19 protein-coding genes are annotated in these 22,030 nt (G+C 69.9%); 7 read left to right on the forward strand and 12 right to left on the reverse strand.

The features are described 5' to 3' along the window. Positions 1 to 242 precede the first annotated feature (242 nt). Positions 243 to 1,793, forward strand: a complete 1,551-nt coding sequence (locus ACFVT1_RS22725; protein WP_389798260.1) for a hypothetical protein — start codon at positions 243 to 245, stop codon at positions 1,791 to 1,793. Between the two features lie 243 nt (positions 1,794 to 2,036). After that, positions 2,037 to 2,231, forward strand: coding sequence for a DUF1272 domain-containing protein (locus ACFVT1_RS22730; protein ID WP_389798263.1), 195 nt, complete (start codon positions 2,037 to 2,039; stop codon positions 2,229 to 2,231). A 225-nt stretch (positions 2,232 to 2,456) separates the two neighbouring features. On the opposite strand, the gene ACFVT1_RS22735 is transcribed toward ACFVT1_RS22730, so the two are convergent. The 7 genes from ACFVT1_RS22735 to ACFVT1_RS22765 form a co-directional block, all read right to left on the reverse strand. Continuing rightward, positions 2,457 to 3,098 carry a GNAT family N-acetyltransferase gene (locus ACFVT1_RS22735; RefSeq protein WP_389798264.1) on the reverse strand — a complete coding sequence of 214 codons (642 nt, stop codon included), beginning with the start codon at positions 3,096 to 3,098 and terminating at the stop codon, positions 2,457 to 2,459. Positions 3,099 to 3,143: 45 nt separating this feature from the next. Beyond that, positions 3,144 to 3,446, reverse strand: a complete 303-nt coding sequence (locus ACFVT1_RS22740) for a hypothetical protein (protein WP_389798267.1) — start codon at positions 3,444 to 3,446, stop codon at positions 3,144 to 3,146. 188 nt (positions 3,447 to 3,634) lie between these two features. Beyond that, the gene (locus tag ACFVT1_RS22745) at positions 3,635 to 5,464 is read right to left on the reverse strand and encodes a CocE/NonD family hydrolase (RefSeq protein WP_389798268.1); all 1,830 of its coding nucleotides are present in this window, start codon (positions 5,462 to 5,464) and stop codon (positions 3,635 to 3,637) included. A 127-nt stretch (positions 5,465 to 5,591) separates the two neighbouring features. Beyond that, positions 5,592 to 6,536 (reverse strand): LD-carboxypeptidase, encoded by a 945-nt coding sequence (locus tag ACFVT1_RS22750; RefSeq protein WP_389798269.1) that lies wholly within the window; start codon positions 6,534 to 6,536, stop codon positions 5,592 to 5,594. Next, positions 6,533 to 8,512 (reverse strand): prolyl oligopeptidase family serine peptidase, encoded by a 1,980-nt coding sequence (locus ACFVT1_RS22755; protein WP_389798271.1) that lies wholly within the window; start codon positions 8,510 to 8,512, stop codon positions 6,533 to 6,535. The genes ACFVT1_RS22750 and ACFVT1_RS22755 overlap by 4 nt, the downstream gene beginning before the upstream one ends. Before the next feature lie 22 nt (positions 8,513 to 8,534). Beyond that, positions 8,535 to 9,878, reverse strand: a complete 1,344-nt coding sequence (locus ACFVT1_RS22760; protein WP_389798274.1) for a M20/M25/M40 family metallo-hydrolase — start codon at positions 9,876 to 9,878, stop codon at positions 8,535 to 8,537. Beyond that, positions 9,871 to 10,704, reverse strand: coding sequence for a M55 family metallopeptidase (locus tag ACFVT1_RS22765; RefSeq protein WP_389798276.1), 834 nt, complete (start codon positions 10,702 to 10,704; stop codon positions 9,871 to 9,873). The genes ACFVT1_RS22760 and ACFVT1_RS22765 overlap by 8 nt, the downstream gene beginning before the upstream one ends. Before the next feature lie 348 nt (positions 10,705 to 11,052). On the opposite strand from ACFVT1_RS22765, the gene ACFVT1_RS22770 reads away from it, so the two are divergent. Beyond that, complete coding sequence (locus ACFVT1_RS22770; RefSeq protein ID WP_389798277.1) at positions 11,053 to 11,568, forward strand: hypothetical protein; 516 nt, start codon at positions 11,053 to 11,055, stop codon at positions 11,566 to 11,568. Positions 11,569 to 12,118: 550 nt separating this feature from the next. Here the strand turns inward: ACFVT1_RS22770 and ACFVT1_RS22775 are convergent. Both ACFVT1_RS22775 and ACFVT1_RS22780 read right to left on the reverse strand, forming a co-directional pair. Beyond that, positions 12,119 to 13,339 carry an FAD-dependent monooxygenase gene (locus ACFVT1_RS22775; RefSeq protein ID WP_389798280.1) on the reverse strand — a complete coding sequence of 407 codons (1,221 nt, stop codon included), beginning with the start codon at positions 13,337 to 13,339 and terminating at the stop codon, positions 12,119 to 12,121. Beyond that, positions 13,336 to 14,733, reverse strand: coding sequence for an MFS transporter (locus tag ACFVT1_RS22780; protein WP_389798282.1), 1,398 nt, complete (start codon positions 14,731 to 14,733; stop codon positions 13,336 to 13,338). The genes ACFVT1_RS22775 and ACFVT1_RS22780 overlap by 4 nt, the downstream gene beginning before the upstream one ends. 282 nt (positions 14,734 to 15,015) lie before the next feature. Between ACFVT1_RS22780 and ACFVT1_RS22785 the strand changes: the two genes are divergently transcribed. Continuing rightward, the gene (locus ACFVT1_RS22785) at positions 15,016 to 15,648 is read left to right on the forward strand and encodes a TetR/AcrR family transcriptional regulator (protein WP_389798284.1); all 633 of its coding nucleotides are present in this window, start codon (positions 15,016 to 15,018) and stop codon (positions 15,646 to 15,648) included. Positions 15,649 to 16,355: 707 nt separating this feature from the next. On the opposite strand, the gene ACFVT1_RS22790 is transcribed toward ACFVT1_RS22785, so the two are convergent. From ACFVT1_RS22790 to ACFVT1_RS22800, 3 genes are all read right to left on the reverse strand, one after another. Continuing rightward, on the reverse strand, positions 16,356 to 16,559 hold the full coding sequence (locus ACFVT1_RS22790; protein ID WP_389798287.1) for a cold-shock protein: 204 nt from the start codon (positions 16,557 to 16,559) through the stop codon (positions 16,356 to 16,358). A gap of 775 nt (positions 16,560 to 17,334) precedes the next feature. Beyond that, a complete protein-coding gene (locus ACFVT1_RS22795; protein ID WP_389798290.1) occupies positions 17,335 to 17,688 on the reverse strand; it encodes a beta/gamma crystallin domain-containing protein in 354 nt (117 codons plus the stop codon). A gap of 704 nt (positions 17,689 to 18,392) precedes the next feature. Further along, on the reverse strand, positions 18,393 to 18,974 hold the full coding sequence (locus tag ACFVT1_RS22800; protein ID WP_389798293.1) for a class I SAM-dependent methyltransferase: 582 nt from the start codon (positions 18,972 to 18,974) through the stop codon (positions 18,393 to 18,395). Positions 18,975 to 19,029: 55 nt separating this feature from the next. Here ACFVT1_RS22800 and ACFVT1_RS22805 point away from each other — a divergent pair, with 55 nt between their 5' ends. The 3 genes from ACFVT1_RS22805 to ACFVT1_RS22815 all read left to right on the forward strand — a co-directional run bounded on the left by ACFVT1_RS22805 (position 19,030) and on the right by ACFVT1_RS22815 (position 22,004). After that, on the forward strand, positions 19,030 to 19,809 hold the full coding sequence (locus ACFVT1_RS22805; protein ID WP_389798295.1) for an AraC family transcriptional regulator: 780 nt from the start codon (positions 19,030 to 19,032) through the stop codon (positions 19,807 to 19,809). Positions 19,810 to 20,088: 279 nt separating this feature from the next. Continuing rightward, positions 20,089 to 21,033, forward strand: a complete 945-nt coding sequence (locus ACFVT1_RS22810) for an ABC transporter ATP-binding protein (protein WP_389798298.1) — start codon at positions 20,089 to 20,091, stop codon at positions 21,031 to 21,033. Further along, positions 21,030 to 22,004, forward strand: coding sequence for an ABC transporter permease (locus tag ACFVT1_RS22815; RefSeq protein ID WP_389798301.1), 975 nt, complete (start codon positions 21,030 to 21,032; stop codon positions 22,002 to 22,004). The genes ACFVT1_RS22810 and ACFVT1_RS22815 overlap by 4 nt, the downstream gene beginning before the upstream one ends. Positions 22,005 to 22,030 lie beyond the last annotated feature (26 nt).

A 22,030-nucleotide genomic window follows, 5' to 3' on the forward strand; every position in this document is an offset into this window, starting at 1 on the left:
CCGTCGAGTTGTCCACGCAGCGGCGTTGAGCAACGCGAACGAAATTGATCGGCGCCACCTGCGCGGGCTTCCCCTCAACACGGCGGACGATCGACCCAGCGGGAGAACCCCTTCGAACGGAGCTCGTCATCCCTCTCATCCAGCACCCCGCCGCCCCCGTCGATTCGCGAACGGGACACCTCCGGCGATCTCCCCTGCCCCGGAGCGCCCTGCACCGGGCGGTCCTGTGGACCCCCGGTCTGGTGGCCCTCCTCGTCGGGCTCTGGGGGATCCGCCGCCAGGACACCCTGTGGGGAGACGAAGCGGTCACCTACGCGATGGCGCACCGGAGCGTGCCGCGGATATGGCACACCCTGGCCCATGTCGACGTCGTGCACGGCCTGTACTACCTCATCATGCAGGGTGTGTTCGGCCTCTGGGACGGCGGTCTCGTGGCGCTTCGGCTGCCCTCGGTACTGGCCGTCGCCGCGGCGGCGGTCGGCATCGTGCGGCTCGGGCAACGACTCGGCGGCACCTGGACCGGGCTGCTGGCGGGCCTGGTCCTCCCGCTGCTCCCGCCGGTGCAGCGGTACGCGCAGGAGGGCCGGTCCTACGCCCTGGTCTGCGCACTGATCACGTGGGGCAGTTGTCTCCTGGTCGGCAACCTGTTCCGGACGGAGGGACGGGACCGGACGGAGGGACGGGACCGGACGGAGGGACGGGACCGGACGGAGGGACGGGACCGGACGGAGGGACGGGACCGGACGGAGGGACGGAGCCGGAGAGAGGGACAGGACCGGACGGAGGGACAGGGCCGGGCGGAGGGACAGGGCCGGGCGTGGGGCCACGTACGCCGCTGGGTCGCGTACGGAGTGGTGATGCTGACGGCATGCCTGCTCCACGAACTCGCCGTACTGATACTCCTGGCCCACGGGGTGACCGTCTTCCGGGCGCGCTTGGCCCGACCGGTGACGCGGGCGTGGGCCGTGGCTGCGGGCGGAGTGCTCACCGGGCTCCTGCCGCTCGCCGCCATCAGCACCACGCAGTCCGCGCAGGTGGGCTGGATCGGGGTGCCGGACTCCGGGGAAGTGCTCGGCTTCGTCGCGACGGCTCTGCTGGGCGTCGCCTTCGCCCGTGTTCCAGGCCGGGTGTGCGGACCGATCACCCTGCCCGAGCTCGCACTCCCGCTGCTGATCCTGCCCACCGCGCTGCTCATGCTCACAAGCCCCCTGCATCCGCTGTACGTGGACCGTTACGTCCTGGCCTCCGCCACAGGCTTCGCGCTCCTGACGGGCTCGGCGCTCGACCGGCTCCGGCAGTCGGCACACGCTGCCGGCACCGCGCGGCGTGTGACATGTGCTGTGGCATTGCTCGGCGTGCTGGCCGCCCTCGTACCTGTGAGCACCGCGTTGCGGAAGCCGGGGAGCCGCGAGAACGACGCGTTCGCGATCGCACGGGCGGTGCAGGGCATCGCCGAGCCGGGGGACGGACTGCTGTTCATGCCGTCACGCAGGCGCGTGTGGACGCTGGCCCGGCCGGACTCCTTCCGGTCCCTGGCCGACCTCGCCCTGGAACGGACCCCGGTCGCGTCCGACACGCTGTTCGGCAAGGAGCTGCCGCCGGGCCGGATCCGCGCGCGCATCCTGACACGCGCACGCATCGTCGCCGTACGCGATCTGGAGGGCCAGCCACTGGAGGTGAACACGCGAGAGGGGGTCAAACGCGCCACACTCGACGCGTACTTCGAGGAGTGCGCGAACCGGACGGTCACGCAGGCGCGCATCACGGTGTATGCCAGACCCGGCCACTGCTGAGCCGGGCCGCCCGAACTGTCCCGGGTGAACCGGGGCAGGGCGACCCGGAACAGGGCAACCAGGGGATGCCGAGCGGCCGCGCCCACCACGTGTCCGGGGTGCGGGACCCGGTGGTGGCGGGATCTTGCGCAAAGCTGTCCTTGTCGTTGCTTTCAGATCAAGATCCCCGCACCGAAAATGGGCATCCGACTCCATCCCGCGCCGACACCCAGGCGACGGATGCCCCAACCAGCTGGGAGAGCCATGCCTCTGGAGATGCGCGACCGCTGCGAACGGTGTGAAGGAACGTTGCTGCCTCAGGACTCGTCCGCCCGTATCTGCTCCTACGAGTGCACATTCTGCGCGGCCTGCGGTGACGCCATGCAGAGCACGTGCCCCAACTGCGGCGGCGAACTCGTGGCCCGCCCCCGCCGCGCGCCGGCACCTGCCGCACCGTAGACGACCGGTACGGGGATCTCGCTGCGCCCATGAGGCGAGGGAGGCCGATGCCGGGGTGTGAAGACCGACTCGGCCTCCTTCGCGTCCGCCCGGCAGGTGCGGGCGGACCGCCGCGCGACGGTCTTTCCGCAACCGGCCCGTCCCGGCCGCCCGTAGGGTTCGCGCCCCGGCCGGCCGATACCGAGCCGGACGAGCGGGAGACCTGTCGGCGTACGGCCACCGGCCTCAGGAGTCGATCACCTGGCCAACCGGCATCCCGGCCGTGATCGCCCACCGCTCGTGATCGCGCCAGGCCCCGTCGATGAAGAGGAAGTCCGGCGAGAACCCTTCGAGACGGAATCCGGCCCGCCGGACGAGGGCGAGCGAACCCTTGTTGCCGGGCTGGATGTTGGCTTCGAGCCGGTGCAGGCCGAGCGGTCCGAAGGCGTACCGCAGGACCAGCGCCAGCCCTTCGCTCATCAGACCGCGTCCCACCGCGTGGGCGAAGGCCCCGTATCCGAGCGCACCGCAGCAGAACCCGCCGCGGACGATGTTGTTGATGTTGATGAAGCCCGCGATCCCGCCGCCGGCCCCGCTCCCACCGGCCTCCCGGTCACGGCCACCGTCACGGTCGGGTTCGCGTTCGCCGTCGCCGTCGCCTTCGCGTTCGCGTTCGCGTTCGCAGACCAGGAAGCCCGCCTTGGTCGGATCGTCGATCAGCCGTCCCGCGTAGGTGGCGTACGCGCGGGGGTCCTCGGGCGGGAAGAGCCAGGGGCTGTGTACCCCCCGGCTCTCCCTCGCCCGGGTGGTGAACTCTTCGGCATCCGCCGGGGTGTAGGCGCGGATCACCACACGGCGTCCCTCGGCCAGACTGTCGATTGCAGACATCCGGCCAGCCTACGGGCTGTCCCGTGATCCCTGGCGGGCGTGCGGTCAGCCCGTCGCGCGGGCGATTCCCCGCACCGGACCCTCGGGACCGTCCCTGACGACGCAGTAGAACATCGCCCAGCGCCTGCCGTCGTGCAGCACACACGGATCGGAGGCGAAGAGGTCGTCGAACGCCCCGGATTCCCCGACGGGCAGAACCGGGTTGAGCGGCGAACGCGTCCAGTCGACCAGGTCGTCCGAGACCGCGAAGCCGGTCTGCTCGGTCCAGGGATGGTCCCCCGTGGTCTTCGCGTCGTAGAACGCGGTCTTCGCGTTGCAAAAAAGGTAGAAGAGGCCCTCGTGGTCCATGAGCCAGGACTTGTGGAGTCCGTCGGCCTCCCAGGGCGAGTCGGGGTCCGGGTGTTGCTCTTGTGCGGGGTGCGGTGGGTCCGATGGGGGTGGACGGCCGGCACTGCGGCTCCCGGAGGCAGCCGGGGACGGTGGTTCATGACGTGGCCCGGGGCAGGGTGACCGGCGCGGCGTAGGGGACGCGCGCCTCACTCCACCCGGCCACCGACCACCGGAAGTTCCAGCACACCGGTGTCCTCGGGAGCGCTGACCACCGTGACCGGCTTGATGCCGCGATTGCCGAAGTACGCGCTGTCACTCGCCGCGATCACGAATTCGAGCCGGTGCCCCGCCTCGTACCGGTGGACGATGCCCGGCAGCCGCACGGTGAACGAGCGGGTGACGTCGGGCACGCGCACCGGGGCGACGAGCCGGTTCACCAGCTTCTTGCCGCCGTCCGGTGCCACGTCGTACACCTTGGCGAACAGGACGAGCTTGTCCGCGGCGTCCCCGCTGTTCTGTACGCGCTCCGTCTTCGGCGAGACGACCTTCAAGGTGGCCTTCGGCGTGCCGACGACATCGACGGCGGAGGCCAGCGGGGCGCTGGTCCAGCCGAGGTAGGTGCCCTTGATGTCGTACGGCGCGGAGTCGGGCAGTCCGAGGAGTCCGGCGAGTGAGCTCTCCGAATGGCTGGTCGGGACGAGCCAGTTGGCATACTGACGGCTGCCCCGGGTGACCTCCGAGCGGTTGCCGACGAGCTTTCCGTCGCCGGAGAGGTACATCTTCCGGCTCGGGGCCGGCACTGTGGCGGCGGTACCGTACCCGCTCCTCCAGTCGCGGTAGTAGGCGAACTCGGGCCCGGTGTCGGTGTTCTTCTTGTGCTGGAGGTACCGGTCGAACCAGGCGAGGACCCGCTGTCCGACGTAGCTGGTCTCCAGATTGCCCTGACCCAGGTCGAGTTCGCCCGGTGCCTGCCCGCCGCTGTGCCCCCAGGCCTGCCAGATCATCTTGGTGGTGGTGCCCTGCGTCTTGAGGGTGTCGTACGTGGCGGTGGCCTCGTTCAGGTTGAACAGGCTGTCGGCCTGCCCCTGGACGAGCAGGGTGGGTGCCTTGACCCTGGCGAGGTAGTCGACGGGCGATACGCTGCGCGCGTAGTCGAGCATCGCCTTGGTCCTGTCGGCGGGGTAGCGGCCGGAGTTGAGCAGCTGGATGGTGTCGCAGGCCCGCGGCGCGAAGTGCAGACAGGTGAGGCTGCCGAACCGGGACGGATCGAGGCTCGCGTTGAGGATCGTCTGCCCCTCCCCCAGCAGGTAGAAGCCGTTGGTCCACTGCCACTTGTAGACACCGGCGGTGTCGGACGAGACGCCCACGCGCGGGCCGGTGTTGTTGGGGGCGAGCGCGTAGGCCAGGTCGTTCCAGGTGATCAGGGGCACGAGCGCGTCGACGCGCCGGTCGACGGCCGCGGTCGCCATCTGGATGGCGCCGCCGTACGAGCCGCCGATCATGCCGACCCGGGGATCGCCCTTGCCGTCCTTCGTGACGTAGTCGGCCTCGGTGCCGTCGTCGGCGGCGCGCGTCCCGGCGAGGAAGTCGATGAGCCCGGCGGCCGCCCGGCCGTCGACGGCCGGGTCGTCGAGCGTGATGAGGCAGCCGGACTTGCCGAAGCCCAGGCCGGAGTAGACGAGGCCGACATAGCCGCGGGAGGCGAAGGCCTTGCCGATGCCGCCGGTCGAGCCGTCCGACTTGCTTCCCCCGAAGCCGTTGGTGGCGAGGACGGCGGGGGCGGGGTGCTGCGCGTCGGCCCCGGCGGGGCGGTACAGGTCGGCGTCGACCGTGCAGGAGCGGCCGCCCGCCCGGATGGTGAACTTCAGCGGGGTGACGGTGTACGGCGAGGTCGCGGCAGGAGCCGCGTGCGCCGCGCCGGTGAGGACCAGCGGTACGGCGAGCGCGGCTCCGGCCGCGTACGCGACCGTTTTCCGGGAGAGCGTCCGGTACCGGGACCGGGGGCGGGAAACAGCACGTGACACGAGGACCTCCACACCGAGGGCGCCTTACCGACCAGTAAGTACTGGGCGGCGCTCATGCTGTGACACGCGTCATAGCGATGTCAACGTCCCCGGCGGGGTTTCCTGAAGGTTGCTCAACTTCTCCCCGATTCGGCCCCGTTCAGACCAGTGCGGGCCCCTCGATCGTGAGCGTGGCGGGGCCTCCGTCGGCCGGCGCGTCCAGCACGGCGGGCACTCCGAGCGGAATCGTCAGCGCCGTCGGTCCGTGCCCGAAGCCCAGTTCCTCGACGACGGGTACGCCCAGCGGGCCGAGCCGGTCGGCGAGGACCGCCCGCACCTTCTCGTACGGGCCGCAGCCGGCCCAGGAACCGCAGGCCACCCCGGCTGTCCCGTCGAGCGCGCCGGCCCTGAGCAGTTGGGTGAGGATGCGGTCGATGTTGTACGGGTCCTCGGTGGTGTCCTCGATCACCAGCAGCCCGCCCCGGGCCGAGCTCCGGCCGTGCGGGGTGCCGAGGTCGGCGGCGAGCAGGCTCACACAGCCGCCGTAGGTGATGCCCCGGGCGCTGCCGGGCACCAGCACCCGCGCCGAGGGCAGGCCGAGGCTCCGCACCGTCTCGGGCTCGAACAGGGTGGCCCGCAGGGATTCCTGGGTGTCCGGGTCCTTGAGGAAGGTCTCGGTGCCGGCCATCGGGCCGTGCAGGGTGGCGAGCCCCATGCGCAGGGCGAATGCCTCGTGGAGCACGGTGATGTCGCTGTAGCCGACGAACACCTTGGGTCCGGCCGCGCGCATCGCCGCCCAGTCGACCAGGTCGACCATGCGGTGTACGCCGTACCCGCCACGGGCGCAGATCACCGCGTCGACGGACGGATCGCACCAGGCCTCCTGGAGATCCCGGGCGCGCGCCTCGTCCGTACCGCCGAGGTAGTCCAACTCCGGGTGGACATCGCGTACATGAGGTGCCTCGACGGGTTCGAGGCCCCAGCTGCGAAGTATGTCGAGGCCCGCCTCCAGGCGGTCGGCGGGCACGGGCCCGCTCGGTGACACCACGGCGATCCTGGCACCGGGACGCAGCCGGGCGGGGCGGGTCAGGGGGACGAGGGTCACCGCTTCAGCTCCAGCGCCGGTACGTCGGGACAGTCAATGCCGAACGTCTGTCCGTACAGGGAGAGTTCGGCCTCCAGGGCACGGATCATCGTATCGGCGCGCCGGAATCCGTGCCCCTCCCCCTCGAAGGCCAGATACGCGTGCGGGATGCCGCGTCCCTCGACCTCGGCCAGGAACCGCTCGCACTGGACGGGCGGGCAGATCGGGTCGTCCAGCCCCTGGAGCAGGAGGAAGGGGGTGGTCAGCCGGTCGGTGCGGCTGACCGGGGACCGTTCCCGGTAGCGTGCCGGGACTTCGGCGAGCGGACCCACCAGGGACTCCAGGTACTGCGACTCGAAGTCATGGGTCTCGTCCGTGCCCCAGCCGGTCAGATCGAGGATGGGATAGATGATCGTGCCGCAGGCGTAGACATCGGTGCCGGTCAGCGAGGCCGCGGTGGTCCAGCCGCCGGCGCTGCCGCCCCGGATGGCGAGCCGCTGCCGGTCGGCCGTGCCCTCGGCGGCCAGCGCCTCGGCGACGGCCGCGCAGTCCTCGACGTCGACGACGCCCCACTGTTCGCGCAGCCGGTTGCGGTAGCTCCTGCCGTAGCCGGTGGAGCCGCCGTAGTTCACCTCGGCGACACCGATGCCGCGCGAGGTGAAGTAGGCGATCTCCAGGTCGAGTACGAGTGCGGCATGGCCGGTCGGGCCGCCGTGCGCCCAGACGACGTAGGGCGGCAGTTCACCGTCGGGGCCGGTCCGGTCGGGGTTCCGGGGCGGGTAGATATGGGCGTGGACCTCCCGGCCGTCGGGCCCTGCGAAGGTGCGGTCCTCGGGCCGCGGGCAGTACGCCGGGTCGACGGCGTCCTCGTGCGGTGTGCCGATGACCCGGGTACGGCCGGTCGCGGTGTCCAGCTCGACGACCTCGTAGGCGCTGTACGGGCCGGCGGCAATGCCGTAGACCCGGCTGCCGTGGACGTCCAGCGACTCGGCCCATTCGGTCCAGGGACCGGCCGCGTCGACGAGTTCGCCGGTCGCCGGGTCGAGGATGCCGAGCGTGGTGGTGCCCTTGCCGTGGACGGTGGCGATCAGACCGTTCTCCAGCGGCCGGAACCAGCTGAGGCCGATCTTCCAGAGCGGTCCGGCGAACTCCTGCTCCCGGGGGTGGAGCGCGACCGCGCCGCGCTGCGGGTCGGCGCGGTACAGATTCCACCACCCGCTGCGGTCACTGGCGAAGAGGAGCTGTCCGTCGACGCCCCATTCGATCTGCGGGACGGATTCCTCGGGGCCGCCGCCGAAGCTCCGGGTGTGGTGGAACGTACCGTCCTCGGAGACATCGGCGAGCATCACCTCGGTGCCGTCCCACGGCATGCGCGGATGGTCCCACGCGATCCAGGCCGCCCGTCGCCCGTCGGGCGAGAGCTTCGGCCCGGTGACGAATCGGTGGCTGCCGTCGGTGAGTTCACGCACCGCGGAGCGGTCCTCGGCCGCCGAGCCGTCCAAGGGTACGGCGGCGATCACCCGGCGCAGCTCGGTGGGTGACTCGCCGGTGAACTCCTCCAGCACGCACCACACTTCGCCCCGGTCGAGGTGGATCCGCGGGTCGACCCAGCGCAGCCCGCCGCCGACGGACGAGACCGGGGTGAGCGGCCGGGGTTCGCCGGACCCGTCGGGGGCGTGGGCGTACAGCCGCTGGTCGGCGAAGTCGACGAAGACGACGAGCGGCCCGCCCTCGGCGCGTTCGGCTCCGGCCCAGGGCTGTCCGCCGTACTCGATGACCCGGCTCCGTACGTTCCACGGAGCGGGCAGTGCCTCGGCGCCGGTGCCGTCCGCCCGGCGGCGGACCAGGGCGCGGCGGCCCGCCTCGGCCGGGCGCGGCTCGGTCCACCACACCTCGTCGCCGACGACGCCGACGTACTCCGGTCGGCCGTCGTGCGAGGCGGCCAGCCGTGCGTCGATCGGCGACGGCCATGTTCCGTAGGCCCCTGTGGACACCATGTTCGATTCCCCTCGTGCCGGGTCAGGCCGTGCGCAGATAGTGATCGAGGACGTGGACGCCGAAGTGCAGTGCCTCGACGGGGACGCGTTCGTCGACGCCGTGGAACAGCGCCTGGTAGTCGAAGCCGACGGGCAGCTTCAGCGGCGAGAAGCCGTAGCCCGTGATGCCGAGCCGGGAGAACTGCTTGGCGTCCGTGCCGCCCGACATGCAGTACGGCACGACATGGCCGTCCGGGTCGAAGCGTTCGACGGCGGCACGCAGCTTCGCGAAGGTCGGCGAGTCGACCGGAGCCTGCAACGGGACCTCGCGGTGGTGGAATTCCCAGTCGACGTCGGGTCCGGTCAGCCGGTCCAGCGTGGCACGGAACTCGTCCTCGCCGCCGGGAACCATCCGGCCGTCGATGAAGGCGGTGGCGTGGCCCGGGATCACATTGACCTTGTACCCGGCCTCCAGCATGGTCGGGTTGGAGCTGTTGCGCACGGTCGGCTCCACCAGCCCGGCGGCCGGTCCGAGCTTGCCGAGAAGTTCGTCCACGTCGAAGCCGGGGGCGTCGAGGTCGGGGCGGAGGCCGTGGAGCGCGGCGATCTCGGTGAGCGCGGCGCGGACCGTCGGAGTGAGCCGGACCGGCCATGCGTGCTCGCCGATCCGGGCGACGGCAGCGGCGAGTGCGCTGACCGCGTTGGCCTTGTTGACCTTGGAGCCGTGCCCGGCCTTGCCGTGCGCGGTGAGCTTCAGCCAGGCGGTGCCCCGTTCGCCCGCGGCGATCGGGTAGAGCGGCATGTCCGGTCCGGCGTGGAAGGTGAAGGCACCGGATTCGCTGATGCCTTCCGTACACCCTTCGAAGAGCGCGGCGTGCCGATCGGCGAGGAAGCCGGAGCCGTCCTCGGCACTGGCCTCCTCGTCCGCGGTGTACGCGATCACGATGTCGCGGCGGGGCCGGACGCCGGCCCGCGCCCAGGCCCGGACGACGGCCAGGACCATCGCGTCCATGTTCTTCATGTCGATGGCGCCGCGCCCCCAGACGACGCCGTCGCGGATCTCCCCGGAGAAGGGGTGCACGGTCCAGTCGTCGGCCTCGGCCGGGACGACATCGAGATGGCCGTGTACGAGCAGGGCGTCGGCGGACGGGTCGGTGCCCGGGATCCGGGCCACCACATTGGTGCGCCCCGGGGTGCGCTCCAGCAGGGCGGGTTCCAAGCCGGCGGCGGCCAGCCGCTCGGCGACGTACTCGGCGGCCGGGCGTTCCCGGCAGTCGCCGCCGCCACGGTTGGTGGTGTCGATCCGGATCAGTTCGGAGGTGAACGTCACCGATTCGTCGAGTGCCTGCCGGTCGACGCTCTCCCGGGGGCCGGTCGCCTCAGCCATACTGTTCCTCCACGGCGGACGACACGATCGTCGTCACCGCCTTGAACGTGCGGATACCTTCGTACATCGTCGCGCTGGTGTAGGCGACGCGCCGCTCGCCACTGGGTGCCACGCCAGGGACGACCGTGGCCGCCTGGGCCAGGTGCTCTGCGTCGAACTCCAGCTCGACGGTGAACGCGCCGCCCTTGACCGGGGTGTGCCGCACGGCGAGCGCGGTCGCGTCCTTGGCCGCGGCACGGATGTCGGCGGCGGTACGGGCCGGGGTGCGGCACACCGCCGCGTACCGCGAGACATAGTCCTTCACGGCGACCTTGCGGGCCTCCGGGGCGTACCCGTCCGCGTCCACACAGGTCAGGTCGTCGCCGGTGACGAGGACGACGGGTACGCCGTACTCGGCCACGACATGCGCGTTGAGCAGTCCCTCGCTGGCCCGCGCGCCGTTGAGCCAGACCCCGGTGATGGAGTTCGCCAGGTAGGTGTGGGCGAGGACCCCCTCCGCACCGGCGCCCGTGTGGTACCCGATGAAGGCGATGGCATCGACGTCGCCGTGCTGGATGCCCTCGACCATGGAGAGCGACTTGTGCCTGCCGGTGAGCATCTGGACCCGGTCGTCGAGCTGCTCCAACAGGAGGTTGCGCATGGACCAGTGGGCCTCGTTGACGAGCACCTCGTCGGCACCGCCGTCATAGAAGCCGAGCGCTGCCGCGTTCACGTCGGAGGTGAACATGGAACGGCACCGCTCCCACTGGGGCGTGCCCGGAAGTACATCGGCCGGCCAGGTCACGCCGGTGGCGCCTTCCATGTCCGCGCTGATCAGGATCTTCATAATGAGTCCGTCTTCTTGCAGGTCAGGGGCTATCTGCGCCGGTCGTGACACCAGTTGCTGACATCCGTTCCTGAAGGCCATCAAGCAGGCACCCGACTCGGCGCCCCCATACAAGCATCTTTGCTGGCCAGCCGTCTCCCCTCCGCCGTCATCGGGGGCCGAAACGCCCCTGTCTCACGGGTTTGAGTGCTCGTGGCCGTCGCGACACCCCACGTTTCCTGCCCAGGCGCTTGAGTGATCGTCCGTCACCGGGTGATCCGAGCCGGGCGTCCACGACTCAGCCCGGCCGATGTCACACGCTGCTGGCATGCTGCTCGGGTCAACGTTGTCACCGGGATGGGGGGACAGATGTCGGACAAGGTCATGCCGCTGAACACGGCACCGCGCTTGGGCACGTTCAACGGGTTCGGGCGGACGATGCTGGGCAAGACCCGCCCAGATGCCGAGGGAGCCTGCTTCGCCACCCACTGGTTCACCATGCTGCTGCCGATCTGGCCACTGGGACGCTACTACATCAAGGAGGGCGAGACGGTCGTCGTCGCCGGAGGGCGCGGTGCCTCGGCGAGCACCACGCAGTATGTATTCCTGGGCAGGGCCGAGCTGCGCATGAGCGAGGTGATCCGGACCTACCTGTTCTTCTGGGTGATGGCGCCCCTCGTCGTCGCCGGTCCTGTGACCCTGTTCGGGATCGACGGCGACGCGTTCAGCCGCTCACACCCGATCACGTTCCTCGTGCTGCTGATCGTGATCCCGATCGTCTGCCTGATCGCGCTGGCGTGGATGCTGGTCTTCCATGAGAAGTTCCTGGCATCGGCGCGTGTGCCGGAGTGGGTTGGAGCCGGACCGGCGAATCGAAGCGCCTGAGCAAGCAGGATGCGTCGCCGGGCCGCCGCCAACAGCGGGGGGCCTGTGCCGGTCACGTGCGTGATCGCTAGCAGGTGATCACCGGCTCGGTGCTGATGCACCGGAATCACCTGCCGGGTTCCGGCACCTTCATGGGCTCCCAGGGGGGCGGGCGCGGGAGGAGCTGCTGGTGGCGGATGTACTGGTGTGGGTGACGCGGCAACGGGTGGTACCGGCCGATCGCGCCGAACGGCTGCGCGAGGAGCTCGCCGAGATCGATGCCGAGGTGGTACGGCCGGAGGTCGTGGAGGTGGTCGTCGTCGGCCGGCCGCCGGACAAGACCTGTCCGGGTCGGGCCGGAGCTGGGCGTCCGGCGGACAGTAGGAGAACGGGCGGAGGCGGACCGTCGAGACCCGTTCCGCCGCCGCTGAACTGTTCAGTCGGGGCGCCCAGTTGGTCCGCCCGCAACAGTGGCGCCCCGCTATCGGCACAACCCGCCGTCACCAGCGCCGGGTCCGGACCGCCGGCCCCGGCTGCCGGTGCCGCCCGTCATCGGCGCGCGTGCCCGGGCTCACGTCAGGGGCATGAACTCGGGCAGGGTGAGGGCCGAATGGGCCGGTCGTCCCTCCGCGGAGGGCATGGTGCTGAGATTGCGCAGCATGTCGTTGCGCTGTTCCAGGGCCCGGTCGGTGGTCGGGAAGAGTGCGGCGTCGCCCTCGCGGACCTGTTCCTGATTCGCGGTCACGAACTCACGGGTGCTGTGTTCGTAGGCGGCGAAGCCCGCGGCATGGTCCCGGTCGGCCAGCGAACCGGCGAGCATGTACGCGCCGACGAGCGCGAGGCTGGAGCCCTGTCCGGTGAGGAACGAGGGCGCGTACGCGGCGTCGCCCACCAGCGCGACCCTTCCGTTGGACCAGCGGGGCATGCGGATCTGGCTGACCACGTCGAAGAACAGGTCGTCCGCGTCGCGCAGGGCGGCAAGCATGCCCGGGATCTCCCATCCCGCCTCGGCGAAGACCGCGGCGACCAGGTCTCGTTGGGCCTCCGGGTTCCGGAAGGCGTCGAACGGCGGTTCCGGGCTGGCGAAGTTCAGGAAGGCGTGCACGTCGTCGTTGTCCCCCGCGGCGTAGAGTGCCGCGGCCCTGCCCGGGGTGTTCCATATCACGGTCTCGTAGGAGAGCCCGAAGGTGTTGCGCATGGTGAACCCGGCGAAGCAGTAGCCGAGGTACCGGTGGAACTGCTCTTCGGGGCCGAACTGCAACGCGCGGGTACGTGAGTGCAGACCGTCCGCACCGAAGACCATGTCGAACGTACGGCTGCTGCCCCCTTGGAAGGTGACGTCGACCCCGTGGCCGGACTGGTCGAGGGTGTCGATGGAGTCGTTGAACAAGAACTCCACATCGTCACGGACCGCCGCGTGGAGAGCGCCGGCCAGATCCCCGCGCCGCACCTCGAGATCGCGTTCCACGACACCGCCGGTGACGGCGTGCGGGTGGACCGAGGCCACCTCGCTGCCGTCCCCGTTGAGGAACGTCAGCCGGCGCAGGTCGATGTGGGCGTCCTGCAGTCGCGGCAGGATTCCCATCCTCCGGACGACCTCGAGTGCGGTGCCGCGCACGTCGATGGGGTAACCACCGTCACGAAGTGCGCCCGCCTTCTCGACCACCGTGACCGCAAATCCGTAGCGGTTCAGCCAGAACGCGAGGGCGGGCCCCGCGATGCTGGCCCCGGATATCAGGACCTTGCGCCTCGGCGCGTTGCGGACGTCGCTCAACAGATCGGTGCGGGTCATTCCTTGACTCCTTTGCTCATGGTGCGGGCGACAAGCAGGGACAGCGCCGTGACGGCGCCTGCTATGACGAAGCCGGTGACGAAGGCCGATTCGGCCGGGACATCCGACCCGGAAGGGGTCCCGGCGGTGAGGATCGCACCACTGACCTGCACGCCCACGGCGAAGCCGATCACGCGAGTCACCAGGACCAGGCTGGTGGCGATGCCGGTGTCACGGTGATCGACGGATGTGGCGGTGCTGGTCACCATCGCCGTGACGCACAGACCGTTGGCAAGCGCGATCATCGCCTTGCCGATGACGAGGTGCCAGACCTCGGTGTGCACGGCTGCCAGGGCGATCAGGGCGGCGACCATGATGACGATCCCGGCGGTGACCACAGCACGCGAGCCGAAACGCCGCGCCCCGATCCCACTGATCGGCCCGGCCAGCGAAGCGGCCACGGCGCCGGGCAGCAGGAAGAAGCCGATCTCGGTGGCGCCGGCCCCGAATCCGTACTCGTCGGCGGACACCGCGAACAGTTGCGGGACGAGATAGACCGCCACCGAGGTACCGAAGCACATCACGAACGTCAGCACACACGCCTTCCACACCGCAGGCCGTGCCAGCATGCGCAGTTCGACCATCGGCGAGGCCGCACGCCGCTCAACGGCTGTCCATCCGGTCACGAAGGCGGCCAGAACCACGATGAGGGCGCCGAGCACGAGTGGCTGCGAGCCGATGTCGGGCGCCAGCGCGAGTACGAGCATGAGCGTGACCAGCGTCCCGCTCAAGAGAACCAGGCCGGGCCAGTCGGCCCCGGCGCCGTCCGACCGGCTCGGCGGATCCTGCGGCATCAGCCTGTTCACCAGCATGGTGGCTCCGATGACCGCGAGCGTCGGCAGCGCGAACATCCAGTGACGGGACAGCCCTTCCGCCACGGGCCCGGCCGCCAGCGTTCCCGCCATCCCGCCCGCCACGAACAGCCCGCTGACCACCCCGATGGCCACCTTCGACTCTCCCGCGGGGAGGTGTTCGCGCACCAGGATGAACGACAGGGGCAGCGCGCCCACCATCGCCCCCTGCAGTACCTGACCGAGCAGCAGCACGGGCAGGTTCGGCGCCAGGGCGGACACCAGACCACCGGCCGACACCACCGCCATCAGCCGGATCAGGACCCGTTTCCCGCCGTAGCGGTCGCCCAACTTGCCTGCGACCGGTGTGATGAGCGCGCCGGTGATGAGGAGCATGATGCTGAGTAACGCCCCTTCGGCGGGACTCATATCCAGCTCGCGTTGCAGGAGCGGGAGCGTTGGCGTCACCACCGACTCCAAGGCACCGGTGGCGACTGCCAGCATGCCGAGGGCTCCGACAGCGGCCTTCCCGATGCGGACCGGGGGAGCCAGAGTTGCGGTCATGGACGTCCTTTCCGTCATTGCCGGGCCGGTAAGGGTTCGGCCGTACGCGTCGCGCTGCCGCCTTGCCGGGCCCGGCGCGGACACAGCGGCCGCCCACGCAAGGCGCGGTGCGCGTGGTGCTTATCGGCGGGGCCGAGGCCGTCCGGCGGGGTGAACTCGGGTAAGCCCTAACTGAGTTGGCGCATGCACGACTTCGCCGGACGGAGCGGGCGGACGAGTGCGGCACCCGCCGAGCCGATTATTACACTACACCGTGCAGTGTAGGACGGTTACGATATGCCCATGCCGACCACGAAGACACTGCGCGAGGGATCCACGCGGAAGCGGGCCGCCATCCTCTCGGCGGCCCGGGAACTGTTTCTCGCCGACGGCTTCGACCGGTCCAGCGTCGACGCGGTCGCCGCCCGGGCCGAGGTGTCCAAGCGGACGGTCTACGACTACTTCGGCGACAAGCAGACGCTGCTGCGAGCAGTCGTCGACGCCGTCGGCCAGTCACTGATCACCACGATCCGGCGCACCCTCGACGACACCCTCACCGGCCCGACCAAGGCCGCCGAGCTCGAGGACGCCCTGGTCACGTTCTCGATGCGCATCGCGACCGACATGCTCGGCTCGGCCGAGTACGCAACGCTGCAACGACTGGTCCGCGTGGAATCCGGCCACCTGTCGCACGGGGGCTACAACCCCATGGCCGACACCCCCGACGAGGCGATTGCCGAGCGGTTCGCCGCCTTCGCCGAGGCCGGGCTGCTCGACGTCCCCGACCCCCGACTCGCGGCCGACCAGTTCATCGCGCTGACCTTCGGCGTCGCGCTGGACAGGCTCGGTTCCGCGAACGCCGCGGAGGACACCCGCGTCCGGCCACTCGTCGTCGAGGGAGTGCGGACCTTTCTCCGGGCATACCGAACCGCGTAGGGCGGGGACGGCACGAAAGAACAGTGCCCCGTCAGCCCACGTCTCCTCCCTCTGCTCCTCCCCCTTCGCGCGTACGAGTTCATCGCGCTGGCGCCCGCACCATGGACGGCACCGGCGCTCCACCGACCGCTCACTCACCCGCGGCGGGGCCGCGATCCCCCTGTGCTTCGCTCCGCCCTCGAAGCGACCGGCCACCGCCAGCCGGATCCGCTCCCCTGCAACCAAGGACTGAACGGCACAGCCTGTGCCGACACCCCAGCCCCTGGGACTCTCGGTTCGATCTCAGCGGCAGTACGGAAAGTCAGGACGGCGCCGAAATCATCTGTGCTTCGCTCACGGGAAGACACTCCGCGGGATCCGCACATCGCGCTCAGAGCCGAAGAGGAGCAGCCTCACCCACCGTCGGCGCATGGGGAGTTACCGCCCCGGGAAGGCGCAGGCTCGCCCGTCGTCCGGTCGGCATCCAGCCGTCGCTGACCGCCACGGACCTCGGACCGGGTGCGACGGACCCGGGCACCCATGAGGCAGCCCGCCTGCCCGGCCCCGCCCTGGCGCTGCTCAGTACGAGCAGGCCATTGCGGTGCCAGGTCCATTGAGAGCAACCCGCGCAGCGGCAGACACACTGCTTTCCGACGGGCCCCGGGTCTCGTCTCCGGAGCGAAGGGTGTGCATGCGACGACACCCTCCGCGCCTGCCGTGCCGCCGTCTCAGCCGCGGACGATGTTCTCCGCCTGCGGGCCCTTCTGCCCCTGCCCGATGTCGAAGGTCACCTGCTCGCCCTCAATGAGCTCACGGTAGCCGCTACCGGAAATGTTCGAGTAGTGCGCAAAGACATCCGGCCCCCCGCCGTCCTGCGCAATGAAGCCGAAGCCCTTCTCGGAGTTGAACCACTTCACCGTTCCGCTGGCCATGCCTCATCCTTCGATCAATCCAGGGACGCCCAGGCTGAGCGTTCCAACTGCCGTCATCCCGGCAATCGAACGCAGTCCTACCCCGCTGCCCACCCGCCTACCCCACCTACGGGCGCTCGCCGCAGCGCAGTCGAGGAGCCCAGACAGCCCGCCATCAGCGAGGGGGATCCTCGTGCGGTCCTGACCGGCCGGCACGGGCGGTGTTTCGCAGAGCAGCCGTCAGGCTTGCCCTCCCCTTTCCTGCAGATCAGCACCGCCGTGGAGGGACCGTGGAGGGGGCCGTGGGTCGGCGGGGGCACCAGGTGCGGATCCGAGGTGGGTGATGGCGGCGTCGGGATGGGAGCGGCCGGCTTCGACGAGCCATGGGTGGATGGCGGCGCGGCCGGCTCGGCGGAGGGCGGCGGCGGTTGTTGGTCCCGCCGTCTCGGCGGAAGACTCTGAGGGTGAGGTGGCGCAGGCTGGCTGTGGTACGGGGCAGAGCGCCGGTGCGAACCCTGGAGTCGTCTTCACGGAAGGTCAGATCGCGCATGTGGTGCAGGACGACCACTCTCGCTGTCCGTCCGTCGATGGAGGAGGAGCCGGCCATCATGCGATTGATGTCCCGGATTGCCGTGGAGAACCCGAAGGACTGCGCGGACCGGGAATTGGCCGGCGCCCATCCGACGCGGGCAGCCGGGTCACGGACCTGCCACAACCCGAAACCTCCGCCCCCGAACAAACTTAAAGGGCCCGTCAGAATACTGACGGGCCCTCATGCAAGAACGAGGTCAGCTCGTCACAGGATTTCGATGGCGTTGACCTTCGGCGGGCGGTTCGGGAAAGAGATCTCGTGCCACCGTTCGATTTTCACCGAATCACCATTGGCGTCGTAGTAGATCAAGTCGTTGTTCCCCGTGGAGATCTTGTCGATCCACCACCCGCCGAAGGAGGTCTTCCCGCGGTTCGCGTAGCAGTCCACGCTCTCACGCCCGTCGCTGTGCGACCAGATCTTCAAGAAGTTCTCTCCGCCGCGACAAGCGACGTGATCGATGGCGAAAGCGTTGCTGGTCGGCATGGTCATGGTGAACGTGGCGGCTGCGGCGAACGCCACGGCCATGGAACGCGCGGCCCTCGTCGTTTTTGAGATCACAAGTTCTCCTTGTTTCGAATGCCGAACCGAGAGCTCACTTCGCAGCCAGCGCGGGCGGCATCGCGCTGAACAAGCATTCGACGAACTCCACAGTACGACCATCACGTCGCATCGTCTGGCACTTACGCAACAACGGTCCCGTGAAACTGTGGTGCAGGGCAATCTGCTTTATAGCCCTCGACTGGAATGCACCCCCGGATGTCCAGATTGGGCCCAGCGAGGGGAGCCGATCGTATTCTTGCCATATCTACGGCGAACCACCATGTGGCGCCGGGCGGCGCTCGGGATTCGCCCCATCGCGAGGGTCGACAGCACAGCGATTGACGGGATTTCCGAGTCGGCTTATCGGATTTCTAATTTTTGAGAAGCCGGACAGTGCCGCGTGTCCGGCCAACCGCTCGGCGAACGCGTCCGCGGCCGCGGCGTCCTCGTCGTACGGCGGCTCTCGATAAACCTGGTGGTAGATGTCACGGAACACCTCGGGGTGGCGGACCTCGGTCGCGCGCTCAACCCTCCGCATCGTCCGATCGCCTCCCCTGCCCCCTGCCCGCGCCCGCGCCTCAAACGACGCCCGCCTGTGGTTCTCCACCCCTCGGCGATCGCGCAGCCCTCGGCCGCCGTCGCCGGCCGGTCCGGGTCCCCGCCCAGGGCCTACCGCCGCAACCGGCTGCCCGCCGACTGCTCCTGCACACCGGTGGCCTCGCTCATGCGTCGTCTTCCTTCGGTGCGGGCTTGTGGGCCGAGAACGTCAGGCGGTCACTCACACCGAGCGTGATGTCGACGTACCCCAGCGTCTGAAGGCGTACGAGAAAAGCGGCCGGCTCCACCGGGTTGTAGATGTCGTCCTCGTGGAACTCGTGGAGCGAATGGCTCGGAAGGCTGTCGGAGCCGACGAGGACGCCGCCCGGCCTGAGGACCCGCAAGATCTCACCCAGCAGTCGGTTCTGGAGCGCCGCTGTCGGCACGTGGTGCAGCATCGTGAACGACGCCGCCGAGTCGAACGAGTCGTCGGCGAACTCCAGCTCGGCCCCACTGCCGTGGTGGATCTCGACGTTCGTCCCGGCGTAGCGGTCGGCCAGGAGTGACGCCGCTTCGGCCTCGACCTCGACGGCCACCAGGCGCTCCACCCTGGTACGCAGCCACTCGGTCGCAGCCCCCGGACCGGGGCCGATCTCCAGCATCTCCCTACCGAGCTCGGCCCGGGCGATGGCGACCGGGAGCACACTGTCCTGGAGATGGGCGGCCCACTCGGGGCTCGCGCACAGCTCAGCATGTCTTTTGTTCATGACGGCAACGCTAAGGACCGGCGCCGCCGTCTCAAAGGCCGTACCCTTCCACGCCATGTCGAGAAACGGACACGACGGCGCACTCGTGCTCATCGGCACCTTCCCGATGCCGGCGGGGACACGGTTCAATCGGCACACCCACCAGAGGCACCAGCTGGCCTGGGCCTCCAGCGGCACACTCACGGTCGATGCGGACGCGCGGACCTGGGTACTGCCGACCACACGGGCGCTGTGGCTCCCGGCCGGAGTGCCGCACGAGGTGCTCTCGGCGAGCCACAGCACCATGACGTCGCTCTACCTCTCCGCGGCGCCGGCGGGCGACGCGGGCCCATGGACCGCACCCCAGCCGGTCGAGGTCCCCCGGCTGCTCGCGGAACTCATCCTCTTCCTGGACGATCCGAGCCTTGACGGCGCACGCCGGGCACACGGCGAGGCACTGCTCCTCGATCTGCTCAAGCCGGTGGCCGTGACCACACTCGACACTCCCCTACCGGCCGACCCGCGCGCCCGTGAGGTCGCCCAGGCACTCCTCGACGATCCCGCCTGCGGGCTCTCGCTCGATGCCTGGGGCCGCCGGGTCGGCGCCTCGGGCCGCACGCTCGCCCGGCTGTTTCTGTCCGGTGCCGGTATGCCGTTCGGCCGATGGCGCATGCTCGTCCGTCTCAACGCGGCGCTGCCCGCCCTGGCTGCAGGCGAGCCGCTGAACCGGGTGTCACGGGCCGTCGGCTACGAGACCGTCAGCGCGTTCGTCGCAGCCTTCAGGCGCGAGACCGGCGTCACACCGGGCACGTACTTCCAACCGCGCCGCCCCCACTCGGATCGATCGGCTCCGTAACGCCGTTCACGCCGGGATCACCGTCGCCCCCTTCGCTGAGCACGTACTCGGCCGGGCGGCCAACCACATTGCCCCTCGTCCACCGAGCAGTGGTCCACCCCGGTGGAACCGGCATCGACCGCCGTGTGTGGCCAGACCTTCGCGAGCCGCACCCCGAACGGGGGCATTCCAGGCATTTCACACCCAGGCGGCGGGCAGGCCCCTCCGCCTCGCCTTGACAGTCCTCCACCACCAAGACCATGATTCCATTAATTGACTAATGGAATTGAGGCGAAGTGCATGGCAGACGCATTGACTCCGGGCGGCACATCCGGTGCCTGGGCGCTGGAGGCCCGCGGCCTGGGTAAGCGCTACCGTCGCGGCTGGGCGCTGCGCGACTGCTCGTTCCGGCTGCCGGCCGGGCGGATCTGCGGACTCGTCGGCCCCAACGGGGCAGGAAAGAGCACCCTGTTGGGGCTCGCGACCCGACAGGTGCAGCCGACGGACGGTGAACTCCGTCTCTTCGGCGTGCCGGTGGACGATCCCTCGGTGATGCCGCGATTCGCGTTCCTGGGGCAGGACAAGCCGTTGTTCAAGCGGTTCACCGTGGCCGAGACGCTGCGCCTGGGCAGCGAGCTCAACCCGGACTGGGACATGGCCGCGGCGGAGCGGATCGTGCGGTCGGGCCAGGTGCCGATGAACGCCCGTGTGGGCACTCTCTCCGGTGGCCAGCGCACCCGCGTCGCGTTCGCGCTCGCCTTCGGCAAGCGGCCCGATCTGCTGCTGCTCGACGAGCCGATGTCCGACCTCGACCCGCTGGCCCGCCACGACATGAGCACTCTCCTGATGTCGGAGGCCGTCGAGCGCGGCACGACCGTGGTGATGTCCTCGCACATGCTGTCCGAACTGGAGGACATGTGCGACTACCTGCTGGTCCTCGCCGATGGCAAGATCCGGATGGCGGGCGACGCGGACGCGCTCGTCCCGGCGCACGCGCTGGTGACGGGGCTCGTCACGGACGGGAACCCGGCCGACCTGCTGGCCCCCCACACGGTGATCGAAATCCGCGTCCAGGGAAGGCAGTTCCACGCGCTGGTGCGGACGAACGGCCCGCTGCGGGCCGACTGGGTCGTCGCCGAACCCAGTCTGGAGGAAGTCCTCCTGGCACATCTCCGCTCGCCGGACGTGCCCCCCTTGTACACACCCGGTGCCCGCATCGAGGCCGAAGGAATCCACAGCTCATGAGCGCCACCCTGACCGACACCCCCCGGACCGGCCGGACGCCCGGGCCCCGCCTGCTGCGCGGGCTGAACTGGCTCGTCGTACGCCAGCACCGGGCCGCACTGCTCTCCCTGCTGGCCGTGATGGTTCTCGGCTCGATCTGGCTCGTCTACCAGCGCGGAGAGATGACCCAGGCGCTCGAAGCGGCCGGCTGGCCGGAGAAGCAGCCGGCACAGCCGACGTACTCGTCGACAGGGCTCAGCCTCACCCTCACCGCCCTGAGCGGGCTGCCCGTGATCCTCGCCGTCTTCCTCGGCGCCCCGCTGGTCGCGGGCGATCAGGAACACGGCACCGCGCAGCTGATCACCACCCAGTCCGTGTCCCGCCGCCGCTGGCTGACGGCGAAGCTCGCCTGGTGCTACGGGGCGGTGATCGTATCCAGCGCGGTGCTCTCGGCCTTCTTCACCTGGTGGTGGAAGCCCTACCGTTCGGTGTTCCCCAGCCTGTGGCCGGATGGGCAGATCTTCGACAACACCGGTCCGGTACTCCCCGCGCTGTGCCTCTTCCTGACCGCCGCCGGCATCACCATCGGCATGCTGCTGCGCCGAGTCGTCGTGGCCATGGCGGTCACGTTCGTCTTCGCCGGATTCGTCGAGGTCCTCTGGGGCGAACTGCGCGTGTACCTCGCGCCGTCGCGCACGCTCACCTACCCGCTCGATGCCGACATGCCCGCACAGCTGAACGAGTCGCACGAGCTGGACCGCTGGATCGGCTCCGCCGACGGGCATCTCTACGGCTGGGGGCTGTGCAGCAAGACCACCGAGGCTGCCTCGAACGCCTGCATCAAGGAGCACGGCATCGTCAACAACGTCTACGAGTACCTCGGTTTCGACCAGATGCCGTCCATGCAGTGGACCGGGGCGGGCATCCTGCTCGCGGCCGCCGCCGTACTCACCGCGTTCGCCCTGTGGCGGGTCTCCCGGAGCCCCCTCTAGGACCTGCCACCGCAGGTGCATATCGT

The sequence above is a fragment of the Streptomyces sp. NPDC057963 genome (assembly GCF_042887155.1).
Taxonomy (GTDB): domain Bacteria; phylum Actinomycetota; class Actinomycetes; order Streptomycetales; family Streptomycetaceae; genus Streptomyces.

What these genes read in the sequence shown, in the direction of transcription:
- ACFVT1_RS22730 (WP_389798263.1), top strand. Translation starts at nt 2,037, where the DNA reads ATGCCTCTGGAGATGCGCGACCGCTGCGAACGGTGTGAAGGAACGTTG.
- ACFVT1_RS22735 (WP_389798264.1), bottom strand. Translation starts at nt 3,098, where the DNA reads ATGTCTGCAATCGACAGTCTGGCCGAGGGACGCCGTGTGGTGATCCGC.
- ACFVT1_RS22740 (WP_389798267.1), bottom strand. Translation starts at nt 3,446, where the DNA reads ATGGACCACGAGGGCCTCTTCTACCTTTTTTGCAACGCGAAGACCGCG.
- ACFVT1_RS22755 (WP_389798271.1), bottom strand. Translation starts at nt 8,512, where the DNA reads ATGGTGTCCACAGGGGCCTACGGAACATGGCCGTCGCCGATCGACGCA.
- ACFVT1_RS22760 (WP_389798274.1), bottom strand. Translation starts at nt 9,878, where the DNA reads ATGGCTGAGGCGACCGGCCCCCGGGAGAGCGTCGACCGGCAGGCACTC.
- ACFVT1_RS22765 (WP_389798276.1), bottom strand. Translation starts at nt 10,704, where the DNA reads ATGAAGATCCTGATCAGCGCGGACATGGAAGGCGCCACCGGCGTGACC.
- ACFVT1_RS22770 (WP_389798277.1), top strand. Translation starts at nt 11,053, where the DNA reads ATGTCGGACAAGGTCATGCCGCTGAACACGGCACCGCGCTTGGGCACG.
- ACFVT1_RS22775 (WP_389798280.1), bottom strand. Translation starts at nt 13,339, where the DNA reads ATGACCCGCACCGATCTGTTGAGCGACGTCCGCAACGCGCCGAGGCGC.
- ACFVT1_RS22780 (WP_389798282.1), bottom strand. Translation starts at nt 14,733, where the DNA reads ATGACCGCAACTCTGGCTCCCCCGGTCCGCATCGGGAAGGCCGCTGTC.
- ACFVT1_RS22785 (WP_389798284.1), top strand. Translation starts at nt 15,016, where the DNA reads ATGCCGACCACGAAGACACTGCGCGAGGGATCCACGCGGAAGCGGGCC.
- ACFVT1_RS22790 (WP_389798287.1), bottom strand. Translation starts at nt 16,559, where the DNA reads ATGGCCAGCGGAACGGTGAAGTGGTTCAACTCCGAGAAGGGCTTCGGC.
- ACFVT1_RS22800 (WP_389798293.1), bottom strand. Translation starts at nt 18,974, where the DNA reads ATGAACAAAAGACATGCTGAGCTGTGCGCGAGCCCCGAGTGGGCCGCC.
- ACFVT1_RS22805 (WP_389798295.1), top strand. Translation starts at nt 19,030, where the DNA reads ATGTCGAGAAACGGACACGACGGCGCACTCGTGCTCATCGGCACCTTC.
- ACFVT1_RS22810 (WP_389798298.1), top strand. Translation starts at nt 20,089, where the DNA reads ATGGCAGACGCATTGACTCCGGGCGGCACATCCGGTGCCTGGGCGCTG.
- ACFVT1_RS22815 (WP_389798301.1), top strand. Translation starts at nt 21,030, where the DNA reads ATGAGCGCCACCCTGACCGACACCCCCCGGACCGGCCGGACGCCCGGG.